Origin of the sequence: Nocardia pseudovaccinii, from assembly GCF_050942345.1 — a bacterium.
Taxonomy (GTDB): domain Bacteria; phylum Actinomycetota; class Actinomycetes; order Mycobacteriales; family Mycobacteriaceae; genus Nocardia; species Nocardia pseudovaccinii.
Map to the genome: position 1 here is coordinate 5,115,011 of NZ_CP192074.1, position 18,077 is coordinate 5,133,087.

Annotated in this window: 20 protein-coding genes, 1 pseudogene and 1 riboswitch; of the genes and pseudogenes, 10 read left to right on the forward strand and 11 right to left on the reverse strand. The window is 66.5% G+C overall.

Annotated features, from left to right (window positions below):
• Positions 1 to 22: 22 nt before the first annotated feature.
• From ACQPZ2_RS23115 to ACQPZ2_RS23125, 3 genes are read right to left on the reverse strand one after another with little or no spacing between them, the layout of a single operon-like run.
• On the reverse strand, positions 23 to 808 hold the full coding sequence (locus tag ACQPZ2_RS23115) for a helix-turn-helix domain-containing protein (RefSeq protein ID WP_433527499.1): 786 nt from the start codon (positions 806 to 808) through the stop codon (positions 23 to 25).
• A 57-nt stretch (positions 809 to 865) separates the two neighbouring features.
• On the reverse strand, positions 866 to 1,396 hold the full coding sequence (locus ACQPZ2_RS23120; RefSeq protein ID WP_063044405.1) for a pyridoxamine 5'-phosphate oxidase family protein: 531 nt from the start codon (positions 1,394 to 1,396) through the stop codon (positions 866 to 868).
• 39 nt (positions 1,397 to 1,435) lie between these two features.
• The gene (locus ACQPZ2_RS23125; protein WP_433520355.1) at positions 1,436 to 2,032 is read right to left on the reverse strand and encodes a DJ-1/PfpI/YhbO family deglycase/protease; all 597 of its coding nucleotides are present in this window, start codon (positions 2,030 to 2,032) and stop codon (positions 1,436 to 1,438) included.
• Between the two features lie 112 nt (positions 2,033 to 2,144).
• Here ACQPZ2_RS23125 and ACQPZ2_RS23130 point away from each other — a divergent pair, with 112 nt between their 5' ends.
• Positions 2,145 to 3,248: a glutamate--cysteine ligase 2 gene (locus ACQPZ2_RS23130; protein WP_433520356.1), complete on the forward strand. Its 1,104-nt coding sequence runs from the start codon at positions 2,145 to 2,147 to the stop codon at positions 3,246 to 3,248.
• Here ACQPZ2_RS23130 and ACQPZ2_RS23135 read toward each other — a convergent pair.
• The gene (locus ACQPZ2_RS23135) at positions 3,242 to 3,706 is read right to left on the reverse strand and encodes a DUF4383 domain-containing protein (protein WP_433520357.1); all 465 of its coding nucleotides are present in this window, start codon (positions 3,704 to 3,706) and stop codon (positions 3,242 to 3,244) included. The genes ACQPZ2_RS23130 and ACQPZ2_RS23135 overlap by 7 nt on opposite strands.
• 41 nt (positions 3,707 to 3,747) lie before the next feature.
• On the opposite strand from ACQPZ2_RS23135, the gene ACQPZ2_RS23140 reads away from it, so the two are divergent.
• Complete coding sequence (locus ACQPZ2_RS23140) at positions 3,748 to 4,566, forward strand: DUF72 domain-containing protein (protein WP_433520358.1); 819 nt, start codon at positions 3,748 to 3,750, stop codon at positions 4,564 to 4,566.
• On the opposite strand, the gene ACQPZ2_RS23145 is transcribed toward ACQPZ2_RS23140, so the two are convergent.
• A complete protein-coding gene (locus ACQPZ2_RS23145; protein WP_063044385.1) occupies positions 4,541 to 4,822 on the reverse strand; it encodes a hypothetical protein in 282 nt (93 codons plus the stop codon). The two genes, ACQPZ2_RS23140 and ACQPZ2_RS23145, sit on opposite strands and share 26 nt — an antisense overlap.
• A 182-nt stretch (positions 4,823 to 5,004) precedes the next feature.
• Positions 5,005 to 5,119: riboswitch (TPP riboswitch) on the forward strand.
• Between ACQPZ2_RS23145 and ACQPZ2_RS23150 the strand changes: the two genes are divergently transcribed.
• The 3 genes from ACQPZ2_RS23150 to ACQPZ2_RS23160 all read left to right on the forward strand — a co-directional run bounded on the left by ACQPZ2_RS23150 (position 5,116) and on the right by ACQPZ2_RS23160 (position 9,230).
• The gene (locus tag ACQPZ2_RS23150) at positions 5,116 to 6,483 is read left to right on the forward strand and encodes a purine-cytosine permease family protein (RefSeq protein WP_433520359.1); all 1,368 of its coding nucleotides are present in this window, start codon (positions 5,116 to 5,118) and stop codon (positions 6,481 to 6,483) included. (Overlaps the previous riboswitch by 4 nt.)
• Positions 6,484 to 6,879: 396 nt before the next feature.
• Entirely contained in the window at positions 6,880 to 8,298 is a 1,419-nt protein-coding gene (locus tag ACQPZ2_RS23155) for an alpha/beta fold hydrolase (RefSeq protein WP_433520360.1), read from the forward strand.
• A gap of 452 nt (positions 8,299 to 8,750) precedes the next feature.
• Entirely contained in the window at positions 8,751 to 9,230 is a 480-nt protein-coding gene (locus tag ACQPZ2_RS23160) for a dethiobiotin synthetase (protein ID WP_433520361.1), read from the forward strand.
• 11 nt (positions 9,231 to 9,241) lie between these two features.
• Here ACQPZ2_RS23160 and ACQPZ2_RS23165 read toward each other — a convergent pair whose 3' ends face one another.
• The gene (locus ACQPZ2_RS23165; protein ID WP_433520362.1) at positions 9,242 to 9,742 is read right to left on the reverse strand and encodes a GNAT family N-acetyltransferase; all 501 of its coding nucleotides are present in this window, start codon (positions 9,740 to 9,742) and stop codon (positions 9,242 to 9,244) included.
• A 50-nt stretch (positions 9,743 to 9,792) separates the two neighbouring features.
• Here ACQPZ2_RS23165 and ACQPZ2_RS23170 point away from each other — a divergent pair, with 50 nt between their 5' ends.
• Positions 9,793 to 9,927: a hypothetical protein gene (locus tag ACQPZ2_RS23170; RefSeq protein ID WP_433520363.1), complete on the forward strand. Its 135-nt coding sequence runs from the start codon at positions 9,793 to 9,795 to the stop codon at positions 9,925 to 9,927.
• A gap of 80 nt (positions 9,928 to 10,007) precedes the next feature.
• Here ACQPZ2_RS23170 and ACQPZ2_RS23175 read toward each other — a convergent pair whose 3' ends face one another.
• The 3 genes from ACQPZ2_RS23175 to ACQPZ2_RS23185 form a co-directional block, all read right to left on the reverse strand.
• Positions 10,008 to 11,693: a DUF4153 domain-containing protein gene (locus ACQPZ2_RS23175; protein WP_433520364.1), complete on the reverse strand. Its 1,686-nt coding sequence runs from the start codon at positions 11,691 to 11,693 to the stop codon at positions 10,008 to 10,010.
• 567 nt (positions 11,694 to 12,260) lie between these two features.
• Complete coding sequence (locus ACQPZ2_RS23180) at positions 12,261 to 13,193, reverse strand: HAMP domain-containing sensor histidine kinase (protein ID WP_373864788.1); 933 nt, start codon at positions 13,191 to 13,193, stop codon at positions 12,261 to 12,263.
• Positions 13,194 to 13,345: 152 nt separating this feature from the next.
• Positions 13,346 to 14,047, reverse strand: a complete 702-nt coding sequence (locus ACQPZ2_RS23185) for a response regulator transcription factor (RefSeq protein WP_357477356.1) — start codon at positions 14,045 to 14,047, stop codon at positions 13,346 to 13,348.
• A gap of 171 nt (positions 14,048 to 14,218) precedes the next feature.
• On the opposite strand from ACQPZ2_RS23185, the gene ACQPZ2_RS23190 reads away from it, so the two are divergent.
• On the forward strand, positions 14,219 to 14,926 hold the full coding sequence (locus tag ACQPZ2_RS23190) for a S1 family peptidase (RefSeq protein ID WP_433520365.1): 708 nt from the start codon (positions 14,219 to 14,221) through the stop codon (positions 14,924 to 14,926).
• A gap of 224 nt (positions 14,927 to 15,150) precedes the next feature.
• Here the strand turns inward: ACQPZ2_RS23190 and ACQPZ2_RS23195 are convergent, their stop codons facing one another.
• Complete coding sequence (locus ACQPZ2_RS23195; RefSeq protein WP_433520366.1) at positions 15,151 to 16,041, reverse strand: alpha/beta hydrolase; 891 nt, start codon at positions 16,039 to 16,041, stop codon at positions 15,151 to 15,153.
• A gap of 81 nt (positions 16,042 to 16,122) precedes the next feature.
• Complete coding sequence (locus ACQPZ2_RS23200; RefSeq protein ID WP_433527500.1) at positions 16,123 to 16,428, reverse strand: hypothetical protein; 306 nt, start codon at positions 16,426 to 16,428, stop codon at positions 16,123 to 16,125.
• Between the two features lie 177 nt (positions 16,429 to 16,605).
• Between ACQPZ2_RS23200 and ACQPZ2_RS23205 the strand changes: the two genes are divergently transcribed.
• From ACQPZ2_RS23205 to ACQPZ2_RS23215, 3 genes and pseudogenes are all read left to right on the forward strand, one after another.
• Positions 16,606 to 16,995 carry a VOC family protein gene (locus ACQPZ2_RS23205; RefSeq protein WP_433520367.1) on the forward strand — a complete coding sequence of 130 codons (390 nt, stop codon included), beginning with the start codon at positions 16,606 to 16,608 and terminating at the stop codon, positions 16,993 to 16,995.
• Between the two features lie 85 nt (positions 16,996 to 17,080).
• Entirely contained in the window at positions 17,081 to 17,890 is an 810-nt protein-coding gene (locus ACQPZ2_RS23210) for an enoyl-CoA hydratase/isomerase family protein (protein WP_433520368.1), read from the forward strand.
• A 28-nt stretch (positions 17,891 to 17,918) separates the two neighbouring features.
• Positions 17,919 to 18,072: pseudogene (locus ACQPZ2_RS23215) on the forward strand (TetR/AcrR family transcriptional regulator); the annotation flags it as partial.
• Positions 18,073 to 18,077: the final 5 nt, after the last annotated feature.

Below are 18,077 nucleotides of genomic sequence, written 5' to 3' on the forward strand. Positions count from 1 at the left end.
ACGCTCTCTGCGACACCGCTCATCACGATGCAGCGTTGAGGCGCTTCTTCGTCTCGTCATCGGCCGGGAAGAACGATTCGATGGCGAGTTCGGCGACCGTCACGTTCATCGGTGTGCCGAAGACGGTGGTGACGCTGACGAAGGACAGTTCATGGTCTTCGTGACGCAGGCGCAGCGGCACCACGGCCTGGTCCGGTTCGGGAAGGGTGAGATCGACTGTGCCGCCGGGATATTCGCGCAGTTCGTCGCGGAGCTCGATCAGGTCGGGTGAACCGGTGACTTCGATCTGGCGCGACAGGCGTTCGAAAATATGGCCGCGCCATTCAGCGAGATTGACGATGCGGCTCGCCATACCGTCGGGGTGCAGGCTCAGGCGCAGGGCATTGACCGGTGCGGTGAGCAGCTTCGGGTCGATGCCCGTCAACAGCAGTGCCACACCGGAATTGGCGTCGATCATATTCCAGCTCTGGTCGATGGCCAGCGCGGGATAGGGGTCGTGGCCCGCGAGGATTTGGCGCATCGCACCGCGCACCGCATCCATCGCGGGCGTATCGAGGGTTGGTTCGGCGTAGGCGGGTGCGAATCCGGCCGCGAGCAGCAGCCGATTGCGTTCCCGCAACGGAATCTCCAACTGCTCGCACAGGTGCACGAGCATGGTGCGGCTCGGATTCGCGCGACCCGTTTCGATGAAGCTCAGGTGCCGCGCGGAGGTTTCGGCGCGCCCGGCCAATTCCAGCTGGCTGAGCCTGCGCTCGAGCCGCCAGTGGCGCAACAGGTCACCGGCTGTCTGCGTACTCACCCTGCCGATCCTACGAAGCCCACGGCCCCGACACGATTACCCGTCAGGTAATGCACGTGCGGCGAATCAGAACCGCCAGCGGGTCGCGCCGCCGGGTTCCACGGTGGACAGCGCCGTGGCGGTGAGCGCGGTCAGGCGGTACACGTGCCAAGGCGGCGGGCCCGCGGAGGGCGCGCTGTATTCCGCGGTGAGCGCCTCGCCGGTGTCGTCGACGCGACAGGGCCAGCCGCCGTCGGCCCAGCGCCGGGCGATATCGGCGACGGCGGCGGGATCGGCGATCCTGGTCGCGGTACCGTCCACGACCAGATCGAATTCGTGGGTGGCCACGCTCATCGAGCAGCGCGGATCGCGAGCCAGGTTGCGGCCCTTGCGGCTTCGGGCGCCGGTGGTGAACCAGAAGGCGCCGTCCACCCAGAGCGCGCCGAGTGCGGTGACGTGCGGGCTGCCGTCGGGATTGATCGTGGTCAGCCAGCAGGTGTGCCGATCGGGGCCACCGCCGCCGGGGGCTTGTTCGATGCTCGCGTCGAGTCGTTCGCGAATGCTGTCCCAGTCGATCGGCGGCAGCTCGTAGCGGTCGGCGAGGTTGATCGTGTCCATATCAGCTACGACGATCCGTGTCCGGCGAACTCATCGGTATCAGAAGATCTCATCGCCGACGAAGGCCTGGGCCGACTGGCCCGCGGTGAGCTCGGCGCCGATCGCTTCAGTGAATTCGGTGAGGTCGCCGGGACTGCGCGAGGTGATCAGCGGCCAGCCGTTCTCGTCCGAACGCACCACCGCCCGATCGATCCAGCGACCATCGGCATTGACGACATCGGTACGCAGCGAGTGGTAGGACGTCAGGGTCTTGCCTGCGACGACGTCGGCCTCCACGAGCAGCCATGGGCCGTGGCAGATCGCCGCAACGGGCTTGCCCGCCTGCACGAACTGTTGTGCCACTTCCACGGCGCGATCGCAGACGCGCAATTTGTCCACGTTGACAGTTCCGCCCGGCACGACGAGCAGGTCGAAATCCTCGACCTCGAGATCGTTGAGCGCCGCATCCGGCTGCACGACCTCGTCCTTGTCGACATCGTGTCGAAAAGTCTGGACCTCGCCACGTTCGGGGGTCGCGTGCACGGCGACGGCGCCGTGTCCGCGCAACCAGTCCAGCGGCATCAGCAGCTCGTCGTGTTCGACGCCGGTATTCGCGGTGATGACCAATGCGCGCACACCGCGCAATTCCTCGGACATACCGGACCCCTTTCTCGCCGATCCTTCACTACGGTCGGCCTACCCCGGCGGGGGGCACTCAAACGATTCCGGCACCCGTCCGGATCAGCGATTTGCGCAGTAAACTCCAGTAATGGCCGCGGCCCTGCCCACTGTCGGCGTGGAAGAGGAATTCCTCCTGGCGGATCCGATCACGGGTGCGCCGAGTCCGCGGAATGTCGAAGTCGCGTCGGCGGCCGCCGACGTCGGCATCGATCTGCAGCTGGAGTTGACGCGCTGTCAGGTCGAGATCAATACTGGGGTGCACACCCAGACCTCCGAAATACTCGATGACCTGCGCCGACTGCGCCGCAGCGTGGCGAGTTGCGCGGAGAAGAACGGCGCCAGGCTGCTCGCGGTGGCGGTGCCGCCCACGGTGCCGGACGCGTATCCGGTCACCGATACCCCGCGCTATCGACTCATCGAACACCATTTCGGGTTGCTCGCCCATGAGCAGGGTTTGTGCGGCTGCCATGTCCATGTCGGGGTGCCTTCACGTGATATCGCGGTGCTGGTCGGGAATTATTTGCGGCCCTGGTTACCGGTGTTGTTGTCGCTGACGGCCAATTCCGCGGTCTACCGCGCCACCGATACCGGATACGCCAGCTGGCGCAGCATCATGTGGCGGCGGTGGCCGAGTGCCGGTCCCCCACCGTTCTTCGATTCGGTCGCGGATTACGACGATATGGTGCGGATGATGTTCGCCAGCGGAAGCATTCTCGATACGGCGATGGTGTATTGGGATGTGCGGCCCTCGGTCTCGTACCCGACCGTCGAGGTGCGCGTCAGTGACGTACCGGCGACGGTGGAGGAAACGGCGTTGCTGGCCACGCTGATTCGCGCCGCGGTCGTGATGGCGCAGACGGCGATCCACGACGGGCTGCCACCGCCACCGGTGCCCGCGGAGGTTTTGCGAGCCGCGTATTGGAAGGCCGCCCGATCCGGCCTGGACGGAGACGGGCTCGACACGATCAGCGGCCGCGCCCTCCCGGCCCACACCCTGCTGGCCGAGCTCGTGGACTACCTCACCCCCGCGCTCGAGCAGTCGGGTGACCAGCAGTTCGTCGCCGATACCGTCAAAACAGTTCTTGCACGTGGGAACGGCGCCCGGCGACAACGCACCGCTATGCGCGCGCACGACGATGTCAGCGACGTCATCGATGTGGTCGCCGCCGCCACCCTCGAAGGGTGCTACTGAGACAGGCCGAATACCGGACGCAAACCGCCGTCCCGGACGACCTGTACCGCCACGATCGCCAGCAGCGTCGCACCGGTCACCATGTGCTCGATCGCGTCGGTGACATGGCTCGGAAAGCTGAAGATCAGCACGTGGTGCGAGAACAGCGCCCACACCCCGACCGCGAACCCCCCGCCCACTGCGGCGAGCACGCAGTACCAGGCCGACCACGACTTGCGGGTCGCGACGATCAGCGCGGGGCCGAACAGCAGGAGCCCGGCGACCGCGTGCCAGCCGTTGTAGTCCATGCCGAGCACCGGTGTCGCCGGTGCGTGTTCGCCGAGTTCGAAACTGGGCTCGGCGATCCACCCCGCGATCGCCCACACGATGTGGACCACACCGATCACGAAGACGGCCCACTGCAGAAAACTCCACCGCGTCCAGTCGATTCGCCGCTCGACCACCGATTGTTCGCTCATCGCGCCCTCCCTGACCGTATCTACTACACAGCGTAGTTGAAATGGGGGTCATCGGAAAGTGCTTCGATGGAGGTGTGCCCTTACTCGTCGGCACGTCGGGTTGGCAGTACCGGGACTGGCGCGACGTGCTGTATCCGGCGAACGTTCCGCAGCGTGCGTGGCTCGAAACCTACGCCGCGGGCTTCGCGACGGTCGAGAGCAACAATGCCTTCTATCGACTGCCCAGCGGCGAGACCTTCGCGGCATGGCGGGAGCGGACACCGCCGGACTTCTGTTTCGCGGTCAAGGCAAGCCGCTTCCTCACCCACATCAAGCGGCTGCGCGAACCCGAGGAGCCGGTCGGACGCTTGATGGAGCACGCCCGCGCGCTGGGCGACAAGCTCGGACCGGTGCTGTTGCAGCTTCCGCCGACGCTGCAGGTCGATCCGGCACTGCTCGACGCCTGCCTACGCTGTTTTCCGCCCGACGTCCGGATCGCGGTCGAACCCAGGCACGAGTCCTGGTGGATTCCGGAAGTTCGTGCCGTGCTGACGGAATGCGGCGCGACGCTGTGCTGGGCCGACGTCCAGTCCCGTCCCGTCGTGCCGCTGTGGCGCACGACGGACTGGGGTTATCTGCGACTGCATTCCGGACGCGCGGCACCCGCACCGCGCTACGGACGTACGGCACTTTCCAGTTGGGCGCGACGGCTGTCCGACACATGGTCGGATCGCGAGCGGGTGTACGTCTACTTCAACAATGATCCCGGCGGTGCGGCGGTTCGCGACGCGGTCGTCTTCGCGCGCGCCGCCGCCACGGCCGGAGCCACCGTCAGCCGAACACCCGCAACGGCTTTCAGCTCCCCACGACAGCATTCATGATGGTGCCCGCACTGGTCGCGATCACACCACCGACCATCGCGCCGGCGAGCATCTTCGGCGAGTCCAGCGTGCCGCCGCTCCACTTCTCCCAGGCGAACCGGCCGCCCGCGTAGGTGATTCCGGAGACACCCGACAGCAGGACGAACCAGGTCAGGTAGCGAACCATCTGCAGGATCTTCTCCGAATTGGGCGGGGCCTCGGGCGTCGGATTCCCGAGTTGAGCAAGGACGGTCTCGTGCAAGGCAATCAGCATCATGGGCACATACTCATTCCAGTCGAGGTGAGCGATGAGCGGCAGATAACCGAGCGATAACCACATCGATACCCGCACAGTATGAGCGGTGACTGCGATTTTCGGGCCGTCTCCGCGGAACCTGTCTGGAATGTCCGAAGGCGCGGCCCGGCGCGCCGATGCGCGGGTGTAGCATTTCGCCCGAATAACCCCAACGCGGGAGCTCGGGCACGGCCGGGCTGAGAGGGCGGACCCCACGTTTCGCCGACCGCATGAACCTGTCCGGGTAATGCCGGCGTAGGGAGAGCGGTACCGGGATGTCTGCACCCACCCTTGATCGATCCGAGCGGCGCGAAGCACCGTTGACCCTGGACCAGCCTGCACCGAAGGTCCTTTCGTTCTGGGACCAGAGCGCGTTCTGGGCGAACCTCGGGGTCAGCCTGTTCGCATTCTCCGGCGCGTACACGGTGCTCGCGCCGAATTCCGATGGCGGCGCGCAGATCTCCATCGCCGCGGGCATTCTCGCGATGATCATCGGCACGGTGGTCGGCGGGCTCATGCTCGGCCTGGCCGCGGTGCCCGGAGCCAAGACCGGTAAGCCCGCGATGATGTTGCTGCGCGGACTGTTCGGCGCGAAGCTCAGCTACCTGCCGACGGTGCTCAATATCGCCCAGCTGATCGGTTGGGGCACCTTCGAATTGATCGTCATCGGCGATGCGGCCGAAGAGTTGTTCGACGGTGGTCCGCACTGGGTTTACGTGGTCGCCGCGGGTGTGCTGACAACGGTGCTGACGATCTGGCCGCTGGGTTCGGTGCGGATGCTGCGGCGGTTCGTGACCGTCGGCGTGGTGATCGCGTTGATCTGGTTCTATATCCAGTTCGTCCGCGCGGGTCTGCCGGATCTGACCACCAACCCGGGCACCGAGGGCGGCGGACCGTTCGGCGTGGATTGGAATCTCTTCTGGGTCGCCACCGATGCGGCGCTCGCGGTTTCGATCTCGTGGGTGCCGGTGGCGGCCGACTACACCCGGCACTCCCGCAGCACCGGCGCGGCATTCGGCGCGGCCAGTGGGGCGTATGCGTTCACCCAGATCATCGCGTATGTGCTCGGACTGTTCGCGCTGGCGCTCGCATCCGGCGACGGCGGGGTGTATTCGCCGTTCCTGACCGTCACCCTCGGAGCGGTGTTCTTCTTCATCTTCGTATTCCGTGAGGCCGACCAGTCGTTCGCGAATGTGTACTCGACGGCCGTCTCGATCCAGAATCTCGCGCCGCGAGTCGACCGCCGGGTGCTCTCGATCGGTCTCGGCATCCTCATCACGCTGCTCGCGCTGCGGCTGAACATGGCGAACTACTTCGGCTTCCTCGGCCTGATCGGATCGGTCTTCGTGCCGCTGCTGGGCGTGCTCGTCGCGGACTTCTTCCTGCGGGCGCGCGACCAGTGGGACACCTCGGCGGACGCACCGTCACGGTGGGGCATGGTTTTCGCTTGGCTGGTGGGGCTTTCGGTCTACCAGCTGATCAACCCGGGCGATGCCGGAGTGTGGACCGACTTCTGGGTGGACGTGCAGGAGAAGCACTTCACCAAGCAGGCGTGGATGAGCGCGTCGCTGCTGTCGCTCCTGGCCGCCGTGGCAGTCGCCTGGGGCGTGGGGCGGATTTCGTTGCTGCGCAAGTCAGGTTAGACCTCGGAACAACGCGGCGAGGGCCGCCGGTCGCCAACTCGCGCCCTGCCGGGTCGACGGACCCGGCCGCGGCGCATTCACGCCGAATCCAGGACGGCGGCGCTGTCGAATATCTCAGTTGAGCACCCCGCATTAGCCCCAGCCTCTGCCGGAGCTCACCGGATGTGCGAGGACTTCACCGGATTGCATGACGTGATCGACCGACTCGCGAGTACCGACTGATTCTGCAGCGCATGACCAGAGTCGGTAGATGTTCGGCGAGCAATTCGCCGAGACAGGTGGCGGCACTTCTGGTCTCGGATGACAGTGATTGCGGAGATTGCGATCCCTTTGTGGCGCAAAACTTTCTGATCGCGCAATCTTGCGGGGCACGCAAGTTTGCGTATCGTGAAGGGTGTGGCATTCGTACTCGGGTTGCGGGAACGCAAGAAGCTCGCGACTCGGGAGGCGCTCGGATTCGCGGCGCTGCGGCTGGCGGTCGAGCATGGGCTCGACACCGTGCTGGTCGAGGACATCGCTGCGGCGGCGGGTGTTTCGCCACGCACGTTCAACAACTACTTCGCCAGTAAGTACGAGGCCGTGTGCTCGGTGGCGGTCGACCGGGCCCGGCGGATCGCGGACGGACTGCACGCTCGTCCGGCGGCCGAAGCGCTGTGGCCCGCGGTAATCCACGCGGTACTCGCCGAATTCCGCGATGACGAACTTCCCGATCCGGCATGGACCCGCGGCGTCCGGCTGATCACCGCCGAATCCGCGCTGCAGGGTGAATATCTCAAGGCGCAGGCCGTCATCCAGGAGGCCATCGCGACGGCCATCGCCGCACGCACCGGCCGCGACCTGCACACCGATATGTTCCCGCGAATCATGGCGGGCGCGATCGCGACGGCACTGCAGGTCGGCATCGACCGCTGGGTCGATGCCGACCCGCCGATCGCGGCACTGCCCGTCATCCGGGAAGCGCTGCGGCAACTGTCCTATCTACCAGGAGCCTTTCCCATGGACGTCCCCACCAACCACACCCTCGCCGTGCCCGGCGCGACGCTGTACTACGAGATCCGCGGCACCGGACCACTGCTGCTGCTCATCCCTGGCGGCAATGGCGACGCGGGCAGTTTCGACCAGATCGCCGAGCGACTGGCGGATCGCTATACGGTGGTTTCCTACGATCGGCGCGGCTTCTCCCGTAGCCCAGGGCAGGACCACAACGTCCAACTCGACGGCGCCGACGCCGCCGCGCTGCTCACTCACCTCGGCGACCAACCTGCCGCCGTGCTCGGCAGCAGTTCCGGCGCCATCGTCGCGCTCGAATTGCTCACGACGCGACCGGAACTCGTGCACACGCTCATCGCACACGAACCGCCGCTGGCTACCGTACTGCCCGATGCCGACAAATGGCTCACCTTTCTGGACGACGTCTACCGGACCAGCAAGTCCGAGGGCTTCGTCGCCGCCATTTCCCAATTCGCCGAGGGAATCGGGCTGCGCCAGCAACAGCCCGGTGCCCAAGAGCCCACGCCCGAAGCCGCCGCGATCAGTGCGCGCGTCCAGCAGAACATGCTGTTCTGGATGGAGCACGAGATGCGCCAGTACGTCCGATACACACCGGATTTCGACGCCCTGCAACACGTCGCCGAGAAGCTCGTCCTCGTCGTCGGACACGATTCGAAGGACACCTTCCCGGCGCTGCCCAATGCGGTGCTCGGCCAGCGGCTCGGACTCGACATCGTGGAATTCGCAGGTGACCACGTCGGATACCGAAGCGCCACCGAAGAATTCGCGACACAGCTCGACACGTTGCTCGCCAAGCGCGCGTAGGCAGTCCGATTGGGCGCGCTGAGGCCGAATATCCGAATCGAAGGCCTTCCGCAAGGCGGAAATACTGGCCGCGCGGCCGACTGCTGGTCGCGGATCACGGACCTGACCTCCAGCGCGAACGAGTCCAGGCCCGAACTGCCGGGGCGCAGGGCCTTCTCGTCGGCGCGCTCGTGGACGGTGATACCTGGCCGTCCTCGGTCCGCGCGTGGACGGACAGGGCCGGGACCACGCTGTGCAGCGTACGCGCTGGGCCGAGCCACAGGGCATGCCGAATCGGACTGACCTGCAGGGCGTCCAGGACTGAGCCGACCTGCCGCGGCGTCCGCGGCGGGACGGTGCTGAGGCGCGTAGAAGACTCGCCCGACCTACGGCGCGAAAGGGACTGGACCAGGCATGCGAGGCCGGGCCGCACACGCGGATGACCGAGATTGCCGGCAACTATTGTCTACTTCATGGGTCCCCATATACCTCCGCAGGTCGCGGTGTGCGGACCGCGCGATTGCACAACCATCGAGGCCGAATGGGCCGCGGAGGTGGGGCGACTGCTCGCGGCTGCCGGTGCCACTGTGCTGTGCGGCGGTGGTAGCGGCGTTATGGCGGCGGTCGCCGAGGGGGCCTCCGGCGTGGGCGGTCTCGTCATCGGCGTTCGCCCCGATACCGACCGGTCTGCTGCTTGTCGCGGCCTGTCCGCCGTCTTGTACACCGGTATGGGCGAGGCCCGAAACGCGATCCTCATTCACTCCGCTGACGCCGTCATCGTGATCGGTGGTTCCTGGGGCACCCTTTCCGAGCTCGCATTCGCCCGCCACCGCGGCACCATCCCCGTCATCTCGCTCGGCGGTTGGCAAGTCCAGGACGCCACCGGAAATCCCATGCCCACAGCCCAACTCGCCACCGACCCCGCCGACGCCGTCCACCGCGCTCTCACCTAGGCCGGAAACCTTCAGCGCTTCGGCACACCAGCGCCACTCGGCGGCCCTGGCGACATGGGGACCGTTCGCCGGAAGGTCTGACGTGGGCCGCCTTCCGGGCCCGTGGCGGCGATTTCGGCCGAGGTGAAGCCGAGGCTTTCGTAGAACGCGCGGGCGGGGCTGGCGGCGGGATGACCGACGCCGAAAGTGACTACCTCGATGGTGGCGGGAGCTCGGACGAATCTGTGCTGTGCCTCCGCTATCAATGCACGGCCGACACCGCGGCCGCGTGCGTGTTCGGAGACGACCAGCCAGCGAATGTGGTAGATCGGGGCTCCGCGGATACCGAATAACAAGCCGCCGAGGACATTCGGTCCCGAGGATGCGATCAGGGCCGTGCCGCGCCGGATGTTGTTTTCCATGGCCTCGCGGAAGCCGGGGGCATCGACCATCGGGCCGAACCAGTGCTCGACCTGGGCCGCCAGTGACAGAAGGGCTGGGATGTCCTGTTGACGAGCGAGTCCGACGATCACTCGGTCAGTGTCGCAGGGGCGTGATGCGATGTGGTTACCCTGGCGGAATAGTGCTTCGCCTCGGGAACGCCACCCAGGAACCCCAGATCTCGCAGCTGTCCATCGTGATCAACCTGGCCGAGCAGCCCGATGGGCGCTGGCTGGTCGACACGATGGACACACCCGGGCTGCTCGCGCCGCGCTAGCGGATACCGTCGAACTCAGCGCCCACTCCCGCGACGAATCCGCGGGATCAGGACAGAAATGGGCGCTGAGTCCATGGACCCTAACGAGCGTTCGCGCGCGAGAGGTTCCACCCCTGCCACGTATCTTCGTCGAGATCGAAGCGGATCGTCGAGAGCGCTGCGCTGCGCTGCGGTTCGGGAAGCCGCTCGACGGCGGGGACGATATCGGGTGAGAGCCTGCCGAGGTAGAGCGTGTCGAGGTTCTTGCCGTGCTCCCAGCGGTCGATATTCCGTTCCGCGACAAGACCTTCCGGATTGAGCACGGCCAGCGCGAACAGTGTCGACATGGCGGTGCCGATGGCGGCGCGCGGCAGCCAGGTGCCGTCCAAGCGAAGGACGGCGGCGATCATCAACAGGTACACCAGCCCCAGCCAGAGTTCACATACCTCGACCAGCAGGCGCAGGACCGTGAAGCCGTAGGCCTGCTGGTAGGTCCACATGCGGCCGAGGGCGGAGGCCACGATGATCAGCGTCAGCATGCTGATCGCGCACAGCAGGATCCGCAGCCAGGCCCGGTCGGCGGCAGATTCCCTGGCAGCCCAACGCAACACGACGGCGATTACAGCGAGGGTGAGGATGGTGACGATCGAAAGCTGCCAGAATCCGCTGCGCGCGTATTCGGCGTAGGTCAGATTCGCGGTGCGCTGCACGTAGTCGTCACCGCCGAACAGCGCGACGAACTGGGCGGCGACGAAGACCGCGAACAGGATGGTCAACGCGCCCACCGGCAGTGCCCACTCCAACCGTCGCAGGCCTCCGGCGGACGGAGCACCCGTCGCGGCGGCTCGCGGACCCGCAAGCAGATACATGGCCCCGACGCTGCCCAGACCGAGTACCGCGAACAGCACGATCCACTGCACAACCGATGGCGCGTCGATCTCCGGCGTCACCGCGTCGAGCAGTTTCGCGAATGTCGCGTCGGCGCCGCCCAGCAACGGCACGAAAACCGCCAACAACGCCAGCGTCACCGCAACCGACATCCCGGCTCGCCACGACCGGCGCGCCGGACCGTCACCGATCCGCCCGAACGCCGAATACACCCACGGAATGCCCGCGATCGACTCGATCGGCACCGCGATCACGTCGTACCACGCGCCATACACCGACCGCCGCCCGACAACAGCCAGCGACCCGGCCACCCCAGCCCCGACGACACACAGCGCGAACAGCCACCCGGCCGCCCGGACCGCCCCGACTGCCAGCAGCGCCAACGCCAGGGTCGTCCACCACACTCGTCCCCAATTCACAGCGCGGACACCGAATCCTGATCCAGCTGGATCAGCGTCCGCACCACCGTCTTCCACAGTCGTCCGACCGCCGGTACCGACCGGATCCGAGCTCCCCGATCCGCGCTCGGTCGCTTTCGAGATGGGCGATTCCGGCGAGTTCGGTATCGACGCTGCATCGGCCTCCACCGAACCGCCGCTGTTCATGTCAGAGCGATCGGACTGCGCGGCTGCATCTTCGAGTAATGTCCGCCCACCGGGTATCTCGGGGGCGCGCCTCGTCTCCTCGGACGCGGCCGAATGCTGTGCCGAGTCCGCCGCTTCTGCCGTACGACGAGCGCGGTGATCCACTGTGAATACCGCGGCCGCTGCCACCGAACCGGCGAGCACCCAGCCGATTCCGGGGCGGTCCAACGGGATGAACACCGCGCCCGCGAGACCCGCGATGCCCGCTGCGGGCAATACGCCTGGCGGGCAGGCGATCCGCCGCCATCTCGGCACCTGTACAGGCCACGGTCGCGGCACGGGCAACGCGGAGTTCGGCGGCGGAACCGGCGGCATCATGGGCGGCGGTGCACTCGATGGCGGGCTAATCGGCACACTCGACGGGCTCGACCACACACTCGGCGCGGTCGGCGGCGTTGCTGATGGCGTGTCGGCAATACTCGACAGCACTCCCCGATCCGCCGTCGACATGCCAGTAGGTTCGCCCGATTCCGTCCGCACCACAGCCGCGCTCGTCGAATCCGATGCGTCCGACGCCCGTTCAGCGGACGACGCGGACGACGCCACGACAGCCTCCGCAACCGGATTCTCGGTTGAGGTCGGCGCATCACCCACGGATTCGGACGTGGACAGGTTGTCGGGCTCGGACGGTGTCCCCGTGTCGGCCGCGTTCGGTGCGTCGGCTGCCGATTCGGCTCGTACCGTCGGCTCCGATATCGCTGCGGATGGCGACGGTGATTCGGGTTGCGATGGATCGACTTGGTCTGGCATGAATATCCCCTCCTACGGGTGTGCGAGATCGTCCCGGAACCCTCCGAGGTCCGGGTTGCGGAATGTTGAGCGTCAAGGGGCCGGAAGTACCACGCGGATGCGGGAGCCCGGATCGGCGACGGCTATGGTGCCGCCGTGTAGATCGACTATCCAACGCGAGATGGCGAGGCCGAGGCCGGTGCCGCCGCCATCGGTGCGCCCGCCGCGGGTGAAGCGGTCGAAGATGGTGGCGCGCTCGGCGATCGGGATGCCGGGGCCTTGGTCTTGAACGTCGATGACGAGACCGCCCCGGTCGGCGCGGGCCTCGATGCGAACCTCCCCGCCCGCGGGTCCGTGGCGGGCGGCGTTGTCGAGCAGGTTGAGCAGCACCTGATGCAAACGTGCGCGGTCTGCGAAAACGCTTGCACTGCTTGGTTGCACATCGGTGCGGAAACGCACGCCGCGCCCGAGCGCCGCAGCGGCCACCTCGGCCTCGGCGATGACCTCGGCCAATAGCGGTGTGACGCTGAGCTCTTCGCGGTCGAGGGCGCGCGCGCCGGATTCGATGGTGGACAGGTCGAGCAGTTCGGAGACGAGTCGGCCGAGCCGTTCGGTTTGGGCGAGTGCGGTGCGCAGGGTTTTGTCGTCGGGTTCGGATACGCCGTCGACCATGTTCTCCAGCACCGCATTCAGCGCGGTGATCGGGGTGCGCAGTTCGTGGGAGACGTTGGCGATCAGGTCGCGGCGCTGTTGGTCGGCGGCGGCCAAGTCGGCGGCCATCTGATTGAACGCCACCGCCAGTTGGCCGACCTCGTCGCGGGAGCTGGCCCGCACCCGGCGGGTGTAGTCGCCCTGCGCCATCCGCTTGGCCGCCGCGGTCATCTCGCGCAGCGGTCGAGTGGTGCCGTGCGCGAGGATCTGCGAGGTGATCAGCGCGATCACCGTCGCCGCGATCGTCGTCTTCGGCGGCAGCCAGCCGATCCGCAGCCGGAAGAAGCCGAATGCCACCCCGGCCGACCCGAGCATCAGAATCGCGAACTTCAGCTTGATCGATTTCACCGGATCCAACGGTCGCGGCACCACTTCCGCTACCGCGTCCGATATGCCGCGCAGCTTCCGCGAAACAGTTGCGCGCCACTGCACCCCCACGCGCGCGACATCCTCGGTGGCCTGATCGCTCATCGCGCGTCCAACGCGTAGCCGACACCGTGCACCGTGCGGATCACGTCCGCGCCGAGTTTGCGACGCAATGCCTTGATATGGCTGTCGACCGCACGGGTGCCCGCGGCGTCGGCCCAGTCCCACACCTCTTCGAGCAATCGTTCCCGGGCCAGCACCACGCGGGGGCGTCGTGCGAGGCGAGCCAGCAGGTCGAATTCGAGCGGAGTGAGTTGCGCTTCTATATCGGCGCGCCACACACGACGCTGGTCCACATCGATGCGTAGATCGCCGACGATGATGGTGGCGCCGTCACGCTCGGCGACGCGATCCACCCGGCGCAGCAGGGCGTGCACGCGAGCGGTGAGGACACGAAGCGAGAACGGCTTGGTCAAGTAGTCGTCCGCGCCGACACCGAGGCCGATGAGCTGATCGGTTTCATCGGTACGCGCGGTGAGCATGAGAACCGGGATCGGACGCGCGGCCTGGATGCGGCGGCACACCTCGAGACCATCGAAGCCGGGCAGCATCACATCCAGCACGACCAGATCGGGCACCACCGCCTCGGCCGTCGCGACCGCTCCCGGACCGTCATGCGCCAGATCGACGGTGAAACCCTCGGCTCGCAGACGTACCGCCACCGATTCGGCGATGGTCACCTCGTCGTCGACCACCAGAATCCGTCGCGCCGCCTGCCCATTGCCCGCCGCGTGCTGTTCCATGAACCGAAACCCTAGCCACCCGCTGTGGAGAGAACCCGCGTCAATTGTGGAGATTCCGTGTGCACCGCAGGCGCGCTCGAGCAGGACGACACAGCTGGCGACATCAAACTGTTTCCCACCTGCAACGAAAGCGAACACGAGAAGCTGCGACCACGGCGGACAGTTAGCGACATGGTTGCCATCGGCCGGATCGGGATACGCGTGCTGGTGGCCGCGGTCATCGCGGTCATCGCGCCCTCGGGGCTCCCCGGCGACGCGACGGCCGCACAGATGGCGCCCCTGGGCGGCGGCTCGGGCATCCTGATCGAGGGCCGAGCGGTATGCACGCTCACCACGGTCGGCTATGACAGCGCCGACCGGATGGTCGGACTCACCGCCGGACACTGCGCCGACCTCGGTATGTCCGTCCAGGCCGAGACACAGCAGGTGGGCATCATCGGCACCGTCGCCGCGGTCGGGCACAGCAACGACTACGCCGTCATCGAATTCGACCGCACCAAGGTCACGCCGGTTCGCCAGGTGGCGCAGACCTTCATCGGCGGCATCGGTGCACCGCCGCGACCGGGCGATATCGTCTGCAAGAACGGCCGGACCTCCGGCTTCGACTGTGGCGTGGTGTGGGATACGCACGAGTGGTGGTTCCGGAGCCAGCTCTGCTCCAGGCCGGGCGATTCGGGTGGGCCGGTCACCCTCGGCGACCGCCTGGTCGGGATGAATATCGGGCACATCGGGATCGTGGTGGCCGGCGTGACCGTCTTCGACGTCGCCTGCGGCGCCGCGCCGGCGGTGCACGATCCGGCGGTCGCGATCGACATCGGCGTAATCCTCGATGAGATGAATCAGTCGGACGCCGTCGGTGCCGGGTTCCGGCCACTCTGAGTTCATGGGCCCCATTCCGGGCTATCCGTTCGTGCACTCGATGCCGAATGCGCCGACTGTCGAGCGTCACCATCATCGACTTCGAACCCGTCGCCGCCACGACACATCCATGCGTATGACCCGCGGACCGGCTACACCTGAGCGCTCTCGGCCACACGCTGGCCCCTGCCGACGCCGTCGCCCTCGCTGTTCCAGGCTCCGCGCGACCCACTCGCTCGAAGGCGTTATCCGCTCAGCTGGGCGAACAGGAAGTCGCGGGCGACGCTCGACGCTCGTTCGAACTGCTCCTGGTAGACGGCGAAGTGTGGACCCGGGATCAGCGCCAGTTGTTTGGGTTCCAGGGCCTCGGCGTAGCTCTGCAGGGCGATATCGCTGGGCGTCAGAGTGTCTTGATCGGCGATCACCATCAGCAGTGGCGTCGGCGAGACGCGCCGCAGGAAGGCTTCCGGGGCGTAGGACTGGAACTTGTCGACGCTGGACAGGGTGACCTCGTTGCGCCAGGTGGGGATCTGCGGGCCGTTGGCCATCAACCAGTTGTAGACCTCTATACCGGGCATGGCGACGAGTTCGGTGGGATCGTCGGAGGCCGCCTTGATCATCTGATGCGGTTTGCCCGAGGCGCGGGCTTGCCGGTCGGCGGCGATGGCCGCATGGACCGCGGGCAGCATGATGGAGGGGACCAGACTGCGGAAGTTGGCCCAGCCGTTGGTGAGTGGCACCTGCGACACCACCGCGCGCACACGTCGATCGGTCGCCGCGACCACCAACACGTGGCCGCCCGCGAAACTGGTTCCCCAGATGCCGATGCGTTCCGGATCGATGCCCTCCAGGGTTTGCGCGAAGGTGATCGCATCGCGATAGCCCTCGATCTGGGCGACGGGGTCGACCTCGTAGCGCGGTTCGCCATCGGAGGTCCCGAATCCAGGGTGGTCGTACACCAGACAAGCCAGGCCCGCTTTGCTGAACACCTCGGCGAACGGGGCCACCCATTCCTTGACGCCCGCGAAGCCGTGTGTCATCACCACCAGCGGGACGGGGCCCGACGCCGCTTCCGGCCTGAAGAGCCAGCCCCGCAATGCCACTGCGCCGCTGGTGAATTCGATATCGACCCGCATCCGATGTCCTCCATTACTTCCGTCCTGTAACGAAGGTACGACGCGGATGACGCGCTGTCGAAGGCCGTGCGCGCGTGCAGATCAGGTCCACAGCACCGCGATGAATACGTTGACGATCGCCAGACCACCGGACGCGTGCGTCATCCACGGCACCGGCTTCCCCTTCTTGGCATCCGCACGACCGATCTCGGCGAATGCGGCGACCAGCACGGAGATGACCAGCTTGGTACCGATCTTCGCCATATTCGGATCCTTGCCGAGCGAATCGATCGAATCCGCCATCCCCACCAGGATCAGACCGGTGACGAGCTGCGCCCGCGCACCCCACACCATCAGCTCGGATACACCCGGCTGCCCGGCGACATACCCACCGACAACCGCAGCCATACCCAGCAGATGGGCGACGACGACGATGTTGTACACGACCTCCACGTCGCACACTCCCTCAGTCACGGTGACCGTTTCGACCCACGAGTCTTCCAGCATCGTCGCTCGCCGACAGGAGAATCCGAGGCAACGGCGATCTGGCAGAAACCGTGCAAGCAGCTGGCTACCATGACGAGGATGCTCAGCAACGCACACATCGAAGCCCGCATACCCACCCAGGACTTGGCCCGAGCCCGCCGCTGGTACGCCGAAAAACTCGGCCTCGAACCGGTCGAGGAACGCGAGGGCGGCTTGCGCTATGAAGGCGCCACGGGTGTCTTCTGCCTGTTCGCCTCTGCCGGTGCGTCCGACGGCTCGTTCACCCAAATGGGCTTCTACGTCGATGACATCGAGGCAACCGTCGCGGGCCTGCGTGCCCGTGGCGTGGTGTTCGAGGAATACCACGGCACCGTGAACGGGATCATGGACATCGAGGGCAACTATCCGAGCAAGGGACGTGCCGAGCGAGGCGCGTGGTTCCGTGACAGCGAGGGCAATCTGCTCGGCATCGGTCAGGTCATCCCGTAGCGCACCGACTCTGACAGTATCAGATACTGTATCTCTAACAGTAGGCCGCGGACCGTAAGCGGCCGGAGAAGGCGCGGGTACAACAGTGAGCGATGACGACACCACCGACGGCACGGTGCACAGTCACCGCGACGGCTCCCTGCTGCGCCTGACCCTGGACCGCCCTGCCCGGCGTAATGCACTCAGCTCCACCATGATCGATGATCTGGTCGGCGTGCTCACCGCCGCCGCTACCGACGACACCCTGCGCGTCATCCACATCCAGGGTGCGGGCAATGATTTCTGCTCCGGGGTGGACTGGGTCGCCACCAACAGCAATGGCAAGCGCGCCCGGACCGGTGACCTCGTTCGCCGCATACCGCATACCGCGCACCGCGTCATCGAACTCGTCCACACCATTCAGCTGCCCGTGGTCTGCACTGTCCGCGGCTGGGCGGCGGGTATGGGATGCAACCTCGCGCTCGCGGCCGACTTCACCATCGCCGCCGCCGATGCTGTGTTCTGGGAGCCCTTCCTGGCCCGTGGATTCAGCCCGGACACCGGATCCACCTGGCTTTTGCCCCGCCTCGTCGGCCTCACCCGAGCCAAACGATTACTGCTGCTCGGCGAGAAGGTCGGGGCCACCGACGCGGCCGACTGGGGCCTGATCCATCAGGCCACTGACCCCGCCGAACTCGAACAGCACACCGACGCGCTACTCACCCGCCTGAACGCGGCGGCGACCATCGCCTTCGGACTCACCAAACAGGCCATCCATCACAACCAGCACACCAGCCTGCCCGAAGCACTCAACCACGAACTCTTCGCGCTCGAACTCGCCTGCCGCACCAAGGATTTCAAGGAGGGCCTGACCGCCTTCCAGCAGCGTCGCCCGCCGGATTTCCAGGGGCGATAGCAAGCGGCTCCACCTCGCCAATGTGACAACGACTCCGCTGCTCGCCGAGGCGATGGCCAAGGACCGGAAAATCGGGCGCACCCGATGAGCGGAACTTCGAATACGGTCTGAAATGCATTCTCGATGACGCGAGTCGGCTGATCGAGGCCCCGCGAGAAACGAACGCGCCGGGCCGTCCGTGAGCTGA